Annotated in this window: 13 protein-coding genes; 6 read left to right on the top strand and 7 right to left on the bottom strand. The window is 71.5% G+C overall.

What is annotated here, in order from left to right; all coding sequences use genetic code 11:
• Positions 1–21: 21 nt before the first annotated feature.
• Positions 22–276 carry a hypothetical protein gene (locus ACWEVS_RS08510; protein ID WP_354922280.1) on the bottom strand — a complete coding sequence of 85 codons (255 nt, stop codon included), beginning with the start codon at positions 274–276 and terminating at the stop codon, positions 22–24.
• A 422-nt stretch (positions 277–698) separates the two neighbouring features.
• Between ACWEVS_RS08510 and ACWEVS_RS08505 the strand changes: the two genes are divergently transcribed.
• On the top strand, positions 699–1,259 hold the full coding sequence (locus tag ACWEVS_RS08505) for a hypothetical protein (protein WP_452550611.1): 561 nt from the start codon (positions 699–701) through the stop codon (positions 1,257–1,259).
• A gap of 148 nt (positions 1,260–1,407) precedes the next feature.
• Here the strand turns inward: ACWEVS_RS08505 and ACWEVS_RS08500 are convergent, their stop codons facing one another.
• Both ACWEVS_RS08500 and ACWEVS_RS08495 read right to left on the bottom strand, forming a co-directional pair.
• Positions 1,408–2,112, bottom strand: coding sequence for a TetR/AcrR family transcriptional regulator (locus ACWEVS_RS08500; protein ID WP_452550610.1), 705 nt, complete (start codon positions 2,110–2,112; stop codon positions 1,408–1,410).
• 158 nt (positions 2,113–2,270) lie between these two features.
• Complete coding sequence (locus ACWEVS_RS08495) at positions 2,271–2,999, bottom strand: dienelactone hydrolase family protein (RefSeq protein ID WP_452550609.1); 729 nt, start codon at positions 2,997–2,999, stop codon at positions 2,271–2,273.
• A 354-nt stretch (positions 3,000–3,353) separates the two neighbouring features.
• Between ACWEVS_RS08495 and ACWEVS_RS08490 the strand changes: the two genes are divergently transcribed.
• Positions 3,354–3,767 (top strand): YbaB/EbfC family nucleoid-associated protein, encoded by a 414-nt coding sequence (locus ACWEVS_RS08490; protein ID WP_452550608.1) that lies wholly within the window; start codon positions 3,354–3,356, stop codon positions 3,765–3,767.
• A gap of 39 nt (positions 3,768–3,806) precedes the next feature.
• Here ACWEVS_RS08490 and ACWEVS_RS08485 read toward each other — a convergent pair whose 3' ends face one another.
• The gene (locus ACWEVS_RS08485) at positions 3,807–4,862 is read right to left on the bottom strand and encodes a slipin family protein (RefSeq protein WP_452550606.1); all 1,056 of its coding nucleotides are present in this window, start codon (positions 4,860–4,862) and stop codon (positions 3,807–3,809) included.
• Positions 4,863–5,036: 174 nt separating this feature from the next.
• Here ACWEVS_RS08485 and ACWEVS_RS08480 point away from each other — a divergent pair, with 174 nt between their 5' ends.
• On the top strand, positions 5,037–6,959 hold the full coding sequence (locus ACWEVS_RS08480; RefSeq protein WP_449922458.1) for an amino acid transporter: 1,923 nt from the start codon (positions 5,037–5,039) through the stop codon (positions 6,957–6,959).
• Between the two features lie 150 nt (positions 6,960–7,109).
• Complete coding sequence (locus tag ACWEVS_RS08475) at positions 7,110–7,373, top strand: SAV_915 family protein (protein ID WP_452550605.1); 264 nt, start codon at positions 7,110–7,112, stop codon at positions 7,371–7,373.
• 257 nt (positions 7,374–7,630) lie between these two features.
• Here the strand turns inward: ACWEVS_RS08475 and ACWEVS_RS08470 are convergent, their stop codons facing one another.
• Complete coding sequence (locus ACWEVS_RS08470) at positions 7,631–8,677, bottom strand: magnesium transporter CorA family protein (RefSeq protein ID WP_449922455.1); 1,047 nt, start codon at positions 8,675–8,677, stop codon at positions 7,631–7,633.
• 441 nt (positions 8,678–9,118) lie between these two features.
• Between ACWEVS_RS08470 and ACWEVS_RS08465 the strand changes: the two genes are divergently transcribed.
• Positions 9,119–9,910 (top strand): DUF2785 domain-containing protein, encoded by a 792-nt coding sequence (locus ACWEVS_RS08465; RefSeq protein WP_452415229.1) that lies wholly within the window; start codon positions 9,119–9,121, stop codon positions 9,908–9,910.
• A gap of 181 nt (positions 9,911–10,091) precedes the next feature.
• Here the strand turns inward: ACWEVS_RS08465 and ACWEVS_RS08460 are convergent, their stop codons facing one another.
• Entirely contained in the window at positions 10,092–10,499 is a 408-nt protein-coding gene (locus ACWEVS_RS08460; RefSeq protein WP_452415230.1) for an SRPBCC family protein, read from the bottom strand.
• A complete protein-coding gene (locus tag ACWEVS_RS08455) occupies positions 10,496–11,329 on the bottom strand; it encodes a helix-turn-helix domain-containing protein (RefSeq protein ID WP_452550603.1) in 834 nt (277 codons plus the stop codon). The genes ACWEVS_RS08460 and ACWEVS_RS08455 overlap by 4 nt, the downstream gene beginning before the upstream one ends.
• Positions 11,330–11,614: 285 nt before the next feature.
• On the opposite strand from ACWEVS_RS08455, the gene ACWEVS_RS08450 reads away from it, so the two are divergent.
• Complete coding sequence (locus tag ACWEVS_RS08450; protein ID WP_449922449.1) at positions 11,615–11,980, top strand: VOC family protein; 366 nt, start codon at positions 11,615–11,617, stop codon at positions 11,978–11,980.
• Positions 11,981–12,182: the final 202 nt, after the last annotated feature.

The following is a 12,182-nucleotide window of genomic DNA, read 5'->3' as shown; positions in this document are numbered from 1 at the left end:
GCACGGGGGTGGGAGGAGTCGTCAGTGCTTCGAGTTCTTGTCGCAGGACTGCAGGAGCCACGTCCCGTCGTCACTGACGCAGTACAGGCACCCGCCTTTCCATGCCCACCGCTCGTGCGAGCCGCACGGCCGGCCGGCTACGCACGTCCTGCCCACGACCTGCTGGTCGGAGATCGCGGGGGCGGTGACATCAGCGGCGGCGAGCGGGCCGGCCGCCGTCCCGACGGCGAGTACCGGCGCCGCCAGCGCGGTGATCAGGAGCAGGCGCTTGAGCATCAACAGATCACTTCCCGGGGATCGGGCGGGCCGGTGTCGTGGCCGGATCGCCGGATCGAGTGTCCCTATGACCGCGCCGAAAGGCGCTCTGTCTTTCACAGGGTAGGCATGGGCCGACGGCTCGGCGCGGCCTGCGACGCAAAGCTTCCTTGGGTCTTTCCCCACCGAAACCCGCAGGTGGCGGCCGGTTGGTCGATGACCGCAGACCGGGGCGGGACCGCACGCATGCACGTCGGTCCCGCCGGATCACCACCCCGGCCGCCCGCGGGACGGCAGACCGGGCGCGCCGGCCATGATCCCTTGACCCCGATTTTCACCACGGCGGCGATTGCGGCGCGGTGATCGGGCGGTAGAACCCCCGCAGGCGGCCGCGGTGCCGCCCTCCCCTCGATCCGCCCGACCGTCATCGAGGGAGAACATCCATGCGTCGCACGCCCGCCCTCCGGCGCGCCGTCGTCACCGTGGCCGCCGCCACGCTGCTCGGCCTGGCCGCCGCGCCGCTCGTCACCGGCGCCCACGCCGTGCCGTTCATGACCGGCGCCGCGCCCGCGCCGAGCGCCACCGCCGCCGCTTCGGCGCCGAGCGCCACCGCCGCCACGCCAGGGCCGCGCACCACCCCCGCCGCCGCCACCCCGGCATCGAGCGGCACCGCCGCGCCGGCGAGCGGCACCGGTGCGGCGCCCTCGTTGAACGTCACCGGCGCCGTGCCCTCGTCGAGCATCAGCGGTGCCGCGCCCGGGTCGAGCCCCACGGGAGCCGCTCCCGCTCCCGCCTCCGCCGCTCCCGCCTCGGCTTTCCCCGCCTCCGCTGCTCCTGCCTCGGCTTCTCCCGCCTCGGCTTCTCCCGCCTCGGGGGCTGACGTGACCGCGCCGCCCTGCCCGCCGTCCGGCTGCGAGCAGACGAGAGTGGAGCAGTTCAAGCAACTGTTCAAGCAACTGGTGCGCTTCGCCGTCCTGCGGACGGTGCGCGGCATGTTCCGCTAGCCGTTCCGCACGGTGGTGGCCATCTAGCGGAGTCCCCGTCGCGGTTGGCGATGGGCCTCGCCGCGGCGACCGCAGCGATGATGATGCACACGAACGGAAACGACGACCCGGCGACGGCCGGCTCCGTACGGATCCTCGGTCGCGCCGGTCAGTCGGCTGGGGGCGGGGGCGGGGGCGGGACGGCGGGCAGCGTGGTGAGCAGGCCGGTGAGGGCGGTGACGGCCCATTCCTGCCACCGCGCGTGCTCCCAGCCGCGCTCGCGCACCAGCAGGTTGTAGGTCTCCGGCGACAGCAGCGCCATCGCCACGTCGGCGGCCTCGTCCGCTGTGAGGCCCTGGGGGAGCGGCGTCTTGCGGGCCAGCGCCTCGACGAAGACCCGTTGGACGGCCAGCCGCTGCCGGATGTTGGCCGACCACACCTCGGCCAGATCGGGATCGGTGGTCGCGGCGCTGCGCACGACGTCCAGCAGAGCAGCGGCTCGCAGGTAGATGTCTCCCGCGCCGGCGACCTGCCGCCGGAGCTGGCCGTACGGGTCGGGGTCGGCCAAGGCGTCGAGCGCCCATGGTCGCTCGAGCGTGGGCCTGGGTTCGTCGTCGCCGGCCACGGCCCGGTCGAGTGCCGCGGCGAGGACGGCCTTCTTGGTGCCGAAGGCGTAGTAGACGGTCTGCTCGCCCACCCCTGCCGCGGCGGCGATGGCGCCGATACTCGTGACCGTGTAGCCGGTCGAGGTGAACAACCCGGTGGCCGCGGCCACGATCCGGGCCCTGGTGCCGCGCGCCCGCGCGGCACGCCCGTCCTCACGCTCCGGGGCCCCGGCCACCCCCCGGCCGCCCCGCGGCGATCGTCCACTCACGAGCGCTGACCATAGCACCACTACGGAAACCTTCTTGTAGCGTGACTTCAGAAAGACCCTTCTGCGCGGTGTCCACGCTCGGCATGCCGAACAGGCTGGACCGAGCGCGCCGGCCGGGAACGACTTCCGGCCGGCGCGCCGGGCACCGCGATCTCGTGTCAGCTCAGCTGCCGGACGAAGAACCTCAGCGAGTTTTCCACTTCGAACGACGGCACGTCCCCGTGCTTGCCAGGGTTGGCATGCAGCGTCTTCTCAGCCGAGGCCAGGGCGTCGAACAAGGCCAGACTCTGGTCCCGCGGCACCATCTGGTCGTCCCACTGCACCAGGAACTGCACCGGTACGGTGATCCGCACGGCGTCTTCGGCCAGCCCGTGCACGCCGAGCAGGCCCAGCACCGCGGCGCGGATCCGGGGCTCCGCGGCGATGAGCGGGATGCCGAGCCCGCAGCCCATCGACATGCCGCAGTACCCCACCGGGCCGACACCGACGTGGTCGAGGCGCTGGACCGCGGTCAGGACCGCCTGCCAGTCCGCGACGGCCTGGCAGGCCAGATGGCTGTGCATGCCGGCGACCAGCGCGCCTGGATTCTGACCGGCGGCCATGCCGGCCCGCATCTCGGCCGCGATCCGGTTGAACTCCTCGTCCCTGGGCCGGTCGCCGTGGTTGGGCGCGTCGATCGCGACGACCGCGAAACCCTCGGCGGCGTAGCGGCGCGCGCGGGACACGATGCCGGGGGCCGTCTTGTGCTGCCCGCCGCCGTGACCCAGCAGAATCAGAGGCCGAGTACTGCAGGCGTCTTCCGGCGTCCACAGCACGCCGGGGATCTCGTCGAGGGTGAAGAACTGCTCGGTGACACCGTCTGATGATGTCTGGGAGGTGAAGCGCATCAGCGTTTCAAGCCTTTCGGGATGCCTCGCGCGGGCGCTCCCTAGGCCATGCAAGGGAGGGAGCCCCGACCTGTCGCAGTGTTGATCGGTCTCACCTCCTTGAATTCGCAGTGGTGCACGGCGACGCCGAAGGTATCACAATCAGCATTCGCACCTCGTCGGGGCGAATGTCGCCTGATGCGGCACCAAGCAGGCGAGCCGGACATCCCATGCACCCGCACCATGCGCGCCGTCACCGTACCGGCGGACTGATCGACAACCGGTAGGTTGCACCGGTGGGATCCATAGCGCAGTGGCCGTCGCGCCGCCTGGCCAGGGCGGAGGACATCCTTCGACCCTGCCGCTCTCGACCGGATGCTCAGCGAGAGCGAGCGCGCGCTCCGGCACCTGAGCGAGGCCGCCGCGGACGTGGAAACGATCTCCGGTGCGGGGGAGAGCGCCGACGGGCAGGTCACGGCGACGGTGGACCACGCGGGGCGGCTGCTGCGGGTGGGCCTGGACCCGAGGGCGATGCGCATGGACAGCGGGACGCTCGCCGAGTCGGTCACCCAGGCCGTGCAGGCGGCTCAGGACGACGCGACCCGGCGCTGCCGGGAACTCCTCGACCGGGCGCTGGGGGAGAACGCTCCCGCGCCCTTCGACCTGGACGCGCTGCGCGACCACCTCGACTCCGTCCAGGACGCCTTCACCCGATCGCTCGACGACCACACCGACGCCTGGCAGGCCCGGCGGCGTTCTGATCATCGTCGTGTCGGCAACGCGCCTTGACACGATCACCCGTCAGCAAGGCGCGGGGAGAGCCGGCCGTCAGAGCGGTGCGCTCCCGTCGCCGTCCTTCAACAGGCCGGCGGATGCGCGGTCACCGGCCTGCTGAAGGGCGGCAAGCCTTCCGTCGGGCCGCTGGAGGACCGCAGGCTCCACACCGGCCGGCTGCGGCACGGCGAGCCCCCCGTCGGTCCGCTGGAGGGCGGCCGACTCCGCGTCGGTCCGCTGGAGGGCGGCGCGGACGGGCTCCTCGCCGGCGCCGGACGGCGGCAGCTCCGGCCGGGCGGCGCCGTCCGGCTCCTGCGGGGGCACGCCGGTGGCGGCCGCCTGGCCGCCCGCCGCGTCCTGGGTGGCACGGTCGAAGAAGCGCAGCAACTCCACCGGCAGCGGCATCAACAGGGTGGAGTTCTTCTCCGCCGCCACCTCGACCACCGTCTGCAGCAGGCGGAGCTGCAGCGCGCCTGGCGTCTGCGCCATGATCCCGGAGGCGTCGGCCAGCTTCTGCGCCGCCTGCAGTTCGCCGTCGGCCACGATGACCCGGGCCCGGCGCTCCCGCTCGGCCTCGGCCTGGCGTGACATCGAACGCTTCATGGCCTCCGGCAGCTGCACGTCCTTGATCTCCACCCGGTCGATGTGGATGCCCCAGCCCAGCGCCGGGCTGTCGATCATCAGGGCCAGGCCGCGGTGCAGTTCCTCGCGGTTGGACAGCAGGTCGTCCAGCTCGCTCTTGCCGATGACCGAGCGCAGGGAGGTCTGGGCCACCTGCTCGATGGCGAACAGGTAGTTCTGGACCTCGATCGCGGCGCGCATGGGGTCCTGGACGCGGAAGTAGACGACGGCGTCCACCCGGACGGAGACGTTGTCGCGGGTGATGCCCTCCTGCGTCGGGATCGGCATGGTGACGATCTGGACATTGACCTTCTTCATCTGGTCGACGATCGGGATGAGGAGCCTGAGCCCCGGCTGGCGTACGCGCCGCTGCGCCCTCCCGAACCGGAAGACGATGCCGCGTTCGACCTGGTTGATCACCCTCACCCCGGTGGCGAGGGCCAGGAAGAGGAGTAACGCGACGACGCCGAGCACGATGGTGATGTCCATGGTGGTGTCCCTTCCGCTTCGAGGCTAGATCGGGACGGCCCGCCGCAGGCGTATGAAAAACGTCAAGATCCGTGGTCAGCGGCCCATTCGTCGTGGTCAACGCCGTATGGTGCACGATGAATACGGCCCTATACGGATCTTTTACGCATACATCGCACCAGGGGGTGGATCGGGGTGAACGTTTCGGCCCCGGTACGGACCGAGTCCGGACTACGTCAGTGGCTGCTGCACGGGCTGCCACGCTCCGACCCCAGGACGACGGGCCCTCATCACGAGGAGAGCCCCGGCCACCAGCACGCCTGGTGGCAGGTGATGTGCCTGACCGGCGTGGACTACTTCTCCACGCTCGGCTACCAACCCGGCATCGCCGCGCTGGCCGCCGGAACGCTCAGCCCCATCGCCACCCTGCTGCTGGTCGCCCTGACTTTGGCGGGAGCCCTGCCCACGTATCGCGCCGTGGCCGAACAGAGCCCGCACGGGCTGGGCTCGCTGTCGATGCTGGAGAACCTGCTGCCCGGCTGGCGCGGCAAACTCCTGGTGCTGTTCCTGCTCGGCTTCGTCGCCACCGCCTTCATCGTGACCATCACCCTGTCGGCGGCCGACGCCACCGCGCACGTGCTGCACAACCCGTTCGTGCCGGAGTTCTTCTCCGACTGGCAGGTGCCGGTCACGCTGGCGCTCATCGCCGCGCTCGGCGGGGTCTTCCTGATCGGCTTCAGCGAGGCCATCTCGATCGCCGTCGTGCTGGTCGCCGTGTACCTGTCGCTGAACGTCGTCGTCGTCGCCGTGGCCCTCCAGCGCGTCCTGGCCTCCCCGGACCTGGTCGCCGACTGGCAGCGGGCGCTGACGGTCGAGTACTCCAGCCCGGTCGCGATGATCGCCGTGTCGCTGTACGTCATGCCGAAACTCGCGCTCGGCCTGTCCGGCTTCGAGACGGGCGTGGCCGTCATGCCGCTGGTCAAGGGTGACCTCCGCCACCGGATCGCGGGCGCCAAGAAGCTGCTCACCACCGCCGCGATCATCATGAGCGGCTTCCTGATCACCTCCAGCTTCGCCACCACCGTGCTGATCCCGGCCGAGGAGTTCGCCGAGGGCGGCAGCGCCAACGGGCGGGCGCTCGCCTACCTGGCGCACGAATACCTGGGCGACTGGTTCGGCACCGCCTACGACATCAGCACGATCGCGATCCTGTGGTTCGCCGGCGCGTCCGCCATGGCGGGGCTGCTGAACATCGTGCCGCGCTACCTGCCCCGCTACGGCATGGCGCCGAACTGGTCAAGGGCCGCCCGGCCGATGGTCCTGGTCTTCACCGCCATCTCCTTCGTCATCACGGTCTCGTTCGGCGCCGACGTGGAGTCGCAGGGCGGCGCCTACGCCACCGGCGTCCTGGCGCTGATCCTGTCCGCCGCCGTCGCCGTCACCCTGTCGGCCTGGGTTATGGGCCGCACCAGGCCGGCCATCCTGTTCGGCGTCGTCGCCCTGGTCTTCGCCTACGCCACCGTGGCCAACATCATCGAACGGCCCGACGGCCTGGTGATCGCGCTGCTGTTCGTCCTGGCGATCGTGGTGACCTCGCTCATCTCCCGCGCCACGCGCTCGACGGAGCTGCGGGTCACCAGCATCACGCTGGACGACCTGGCCCGCCGCTACATCAACGAGGCCGGCGACATCCGCCTGATCGCCAACGAGCCCAACGCGCGCGACTGCGCCGAGTACGTCGACAAGACCAGGGAAGCCTGGGAACTGCACCGGCTCCGCACGGCCGAGGGGCCGCTGTTCCTGGAGGTCACCGTCCCCGACGCCTCGGAGTTCGAGAGCGAGCTGCGCGTGGTGGGGGAGGAACGCCACGGCTTCCGCGTGCTGCGGATGGAGAGCACCACCATCGCCAACTCGATCGCCGCGCTCCTGCTGTACCTGCGCGACGAGACCGGCAAGACGCCACACGTCTACTTCCACTGGGCGGCGGAGGGCAACCCCATCGGTGCGCTGCTGCGCTACCTGGTCTTCGGCGGCGGCGACATCCCGCCGCTCACCCGTGAGGTCCTGCGGCAGGCCGAGCCCGAGACCGCCCGCCGTCCCGTCGTCCACGTGGGCTGACCCTCCGGGCGGCCGCCGGGGCGGCGTCGGCGTCAACCGCGCGTCAGCGTTCCGGCCGTTCCCGTCGCGATCCCGTAGCGATCGCCGCCCGGCGCACCCGCAGCCCCTAGCGTCACATGCGGACGAATCCCCCGGTGAAAGAAGCCGAAGATGTCAGATGTGCCGCTATGCGTCCCGGTCCGACAGGGCCGGTTCAGCGCCTCGCTCAGGTTGTTCCGCACCGCGTCGGGCGGCAGGACCGCGGTGGCGTTCTCGTTCCCGCTCCGCCTGGCGCAGGTGCTCGGCACCCGGCAGCCATGGGTACGGCTCAGCGAACCCGCCCTGCGGGGCATGATCCGCGACCTCGGCGTCACCGGCGTCGTCGTCGACCCCGCCGGTACGACGGCCGCCCTCGCCGCCTCCGGAGCGGCCTGATGTGCGCCCTCGAGCAGGACCTCGCGCATCAGAACCTGACACGGCCGCCGACCCGCAGGCCGCGGTCGGCCCGCACTGCCCGGTCGGCCCGCACTGCCCGGTTGACCCGCGCGACCGGGTCGACCCGCCCTACCCAGTCGACCCGGACTGGCCGGTCGACCCGCACGACGGCCCGCGCGTCCACGCGACGACCCGGTCGACCCGGTCGAGCGCCGGGTCGGAAGGGCCGTCGCGCCCCCGCTCGCGCGCGGTCCCCGTCAGAGCCAGCCCCGCCGTTTGAAGACGAGGTAGAGCACGGCGGACGCCAGCACCATCGTGACCAGCGCCAGCGGATAGCCGAAGACCAGGTGCAGCTCCGGCATGTGGGCGAAGTTCATGCCGTACACGGTGCCGACCAGCGTGGGGGCGAAGAAGATCGCCGCCCACGCGGAGATCTTCTTGATCTCCTCGTTCTGCGTGTAGCTCGCCTCGGTCAGCAGCTTGACCTCGGCGTTCTGGGCCTGGCCGACCAGCGCGGCCTTGATGGTGAGGGTGGTCTGGTAGAACTCGATCACCCCCTGCAGGTACTCGCGCTCGCCGTCGGCGAGGCTGCGCATCCGGTCGAACTGGTCGGTGATGTCGACCACCAGCCGCTGCCCCTCGGGTGAGATACGGGTGAGGTTCGACATCCGTCCGTAGATCGCCTCGCCCAGCGCCGCCATGGTGCGTACGGCCAGCAACCCGTGCCGGGCGCGGAACAGCTCGTTGAGGAACTCCTCGGGATCGCCCACGCGCTGGCCCGTGACCCGCTGCTCCAGCTGCCACACGTCGACGGTCACCTCCTCGACGTACGCCTCCTGGAAGCGGATCAGCGCGGAGACGATCGCGTACGACAGCTCCATGGGCGTGGCCGGATGGACCCGCCCCGCCTGCAGCCTGGCGAGCACGGCGCCGGTCTCGCGGAGGGGGACCCCGGGCGCGACGGCCGGGTTGACCGGGCCGTGCACGGTCACCAGGTAGTTGCGGCCCACGAACTGGTCGAGCTCGATGTAGTGCACGTGGCCGGCCGCGCCGCGTTCGGGCGAGTGCAGGACGACGAACACGTGGTCCAGGTAGGCATGCACCTTGGGCACCCGGTTGCGCTCCACGCACTCCTTGACGGCCATCGCGTGGAACCCGAACACCTCCGACAGCACCCGCACCGCGTCCTGGTCGCACACCGGCATGTCCACCCAGACCAGGCCGTCCTCGCCGTCGAGCAGCGCCGGCAGTTCGTCGACGGAGCGCTCCTCGACCTTGTCATCGTGTACGAGACGAACGTCCATACGGCTCGCACCCCCCGCCATCACAGCGCCGCCAGGGTGGTCGGTGCCCTCCTCTTCCACCGTAGGCGCACAACCCGTCACCGGCCAGCCACGCGCACCGGTCCGCAGCCGTTCGACCGGTTCCGAGTCAGCGAGGAAGGCCGGCCCAAGGGAGACGAGGCCGGCTCCGCCCTCCGTCTGCCGCCCTCCGTCTGCCGCCGTAAGTCCGCCGTCCTCCGCCCTCCATCCGCGAGAGCAGCGGGCAGCGGACCGGACCGGACCGGGCCGGGTCGGACCGGGTCGGGTCGGGACAGGGTCGCAGCGGGTTGGCGATCAGCGTGCCCGGCCAGGACCCGCGGATCTCGCGGACAAGCGGCCGTTCCGCGGCGGCGAAGACGATGTGCAGGCGCGTCTGGCCAGGACGGTTCCATCCCTGCCGTCCGTTTCCGGCACAATGCCGGGATGACCGACTGGAAGGCCGTCCACGCCGACGACTGCGCCGTTCCCGGCGACCGTCCCCTCGACGAGCTGGTGGAGGAGCTGGCCCTGGCGTTGCGCGACCCCGACCCCGGCATCCGGGACGGCGAGCCGTACGTGGTGCTGCGCACGTGGATCGAGCGGGACGTGATCGATGCCGGGCGCCGGGCCAAGCTCGGCGCGGTGATGGCGGAGCGGTTCGCGGACCCGGAGATCCAGGCCAGGACCTTCGCCCCGCTCGTCCTCGACATGATCGTCAAGCGTGGCGACTTCGACCCGGAGTGGCTGGCAGCCTTCGCCCGCTGGTACGCGGCCGAGGCCGACCTGCGCGGTCACGACCCGCGACTGGGCTGGCTGCACGCCGTGGCCCACGGGGCCGACTTGCTGGGAACCTTCGGCGTGCATCCCCGCGTCGACCCGGCCGCCATGCTCGATCTGGCCGCCGCCCGGCTGCTGGCCCGCACCGGTTACCTGTTCGCCGAGCAGGAGGACGACCGCCTCGCGCAGGCCGTCGCCCGCGTCCTGACCCGTCGCGAGCTCAGCGAGGAGCAGTCGCTGGCCTGGCTGGACCCGATCGAGGCCGACTTCGCGGCGATCGGCTCGGGGCCCACACCGGTGTACGCCTCCAACGGCATGCGCACCCTGCGGACGCTCTACATCCTGGCCGACCTCGGCGTCCGGACGAGCCGCGGCGCGCGGCCGGTGCCGCTCAGGCACGCCGCCGCGATCAAGGCCAGGCTCGCCGAGGTGCTGGCCCTGGTCTTCCAGCACTCCTGAGGAGATCCGCGCGGCGGGTGACCAGGCTGCTTGCGGGCGTCCGCCCGTGGGCTGCCGGACCGGGGTGGATCGGCGCGAATCGGTCGAATGGGTTTACGGGACGGTGTACCCGGTGGGCGGAGCCTGCTGGTTCGGCGCCAGCCGGTGGGCGCCAGCGCGGACACGTCAGCCCCCCGGACGGTCACGACTCGACGTGGCGGCGCAGATTGGCCAGGTGAACCCGCCACCCTGCCCGATGGTCGGCCGCCATCGCGACCCCGTCGGGAAGGCCCTCCCACCCTGTCTCCCTGATCCGCACCTCCGTGCCGGAACCATGCGCCATGAGAACGATCTCCACATCGGTCGAGGCGGGCTGTCCCTCGTCGGACCAGCTGAACGCCAGCACCTCAGGCGCTGCCGCACGCGTCACCAGCCCCCGGGTCACCACCGGCTCGCCGTGCTCATCGGTCCAGCGCTCCTCCAGCGAACCACCCGGGACAGGCTCGATGAACAGGTAGTCCCACCACTCGGCCCGATCGACGTGGTCGGTGAACGCCCGCCACACCCGCTCGACGGGCGCGGCCACGACAGCGGTCTCGTCAACGATCACTGGCGGGCCCCTCCGGACAGCAGGCGCCGCAGTGCCGTGGGCGTGTGGCCGAGGTGGCTGCGAACGGTGCGGGTCAGGTGCGCCTGGTCGGCGAAACCCAGCTCGGCGGCCAGCTCGGCCAGGCCCGCCGCGCCGTTCTCCAGCCGCTCGAGTGCCCGCCCCACCCGCACCCTGTTGCGGTAGTGCGTCAGAGAGACGCCCATTTCCCGGGTGAAGGCCCTGCTCAGCTGGTACGGCGAGGCGCCGAGGAACTCGGCCAGCGAGATGAGCCCCTGGGCGGCGGGATGGTCGGCGATGATCGCCTCGCGAGCCGCCGAGACCAGCCGCCCACGCGCCTTCGACGAGCGAGGCGCGGCCATCGCGGCGGGCGGACCGAGGTCGGCCGATGCCTGCCTGAGAGTCGCGCCCAGCAGGCCCAGCAACCCCTCGGCGAGCGCGTAGCCCGCGTCACCGCTCTTGGTCGCGCGAAGGAAGGCGCGGTGCGTCAGCTCGACCCGGGCGTCCACGTAGACGGTCGGGCGCAGCCGTCCCGCCCCCTCGCCGGTCATCGAACGCCAGAGGGTGGGGGAGAGACTGAGCGCGGTGCACACGTCGCCGCCGGAGGGATGGGAGAACCGCTCCTCCTCGCCGGGAACACCCAGATAGGCCATCGTCGGATCCGCGAGCGCCGCGACCCCGCCGGCCATCCGCCCGAACCTGCCGCTGCGGACCAGCACCAGCCGGTAGTCGTCGTGGACCTCGACCTGCGACCAGCCGCGATGGTCGTCGGCGCAGGTCACGGCATCGACGGTGAAGCCTGGTCCGATGCCGAGACGACGGTTGGAACGCATGATGCGTACGGTACGCGCCACCACTGACATTTCCGGGCGAAGGCCCGCCCGCTGTCCTCCCGGCCAGGCACCTTTCTGGGGTCCGTCTTCCCTCCGCGTCCGGTGGCGGGCCTCGCTGGCTTTCCGCGGTCCCGCTTGCCTCCCTCCTTCGCCCAGCGGCGGCGGCCGCACCCAAGGCGAAGACGACGGGTGCACATCGCGACATGTCAGCAGAACCTCGAGTAGCCAGGTCAGCGCGCAAGGATGTTCAAGACCCCGCCCCTGGGCGCCGAGCAGCCTGGACCCATGGCAACGAACACCGCCGCACTCGCGGAAATCTCCACCATCGTCTTCGACTCACTCCGCCCTGCCGCGTTGGCCGAGTTCTATCGCACCGTGCTCGGCGGCCAGGTCACCCACAGCGACGACGACTACGCCGCGCTCGACGCGGGCGCCGTCCAGCTGGCCTTCCCGCGGACCGAGGACTACCAGGCCCCGGCGTGGCCGGGCGGCACCAAGCAGATGCATCTCGACCTCAAGGTGGCCGACCTCGACGCCGCCGAGAAGGAACTGCTCGACCTGGGCGCCACCAAGCCCGCCTTCCAGCCCGGCGGCGGTGACTGGGTGGTGCTGGCCGACCCCGAGGGACATCTGTTCTGCATCTCGTCCTGAACCGGGATCCCGAACGAGTGACAGGGGATCCCGAGCCAGGGACCGGGAACCCGAACCGCAGACCGGAATCCCGAACCGGGGTTCCCGGCCCCGCCAAGGCACAGCGAGAGCCGGGAACCCGTCCTTGCCAACGCTGGAACACCCTTGTGCCGACGAGGACATCTGCAGGAGCGGCCCGCCGATCGCGCGGGCCGCTCCTGCA

The organism is Nonomuraea sp. NPDC003754 (genome assembly GCF_053605785.1).
Note: the sequence above shows the minus strand (reverse complement) of the source record. Positions and strands in the feature narration are given on the sequence as shown.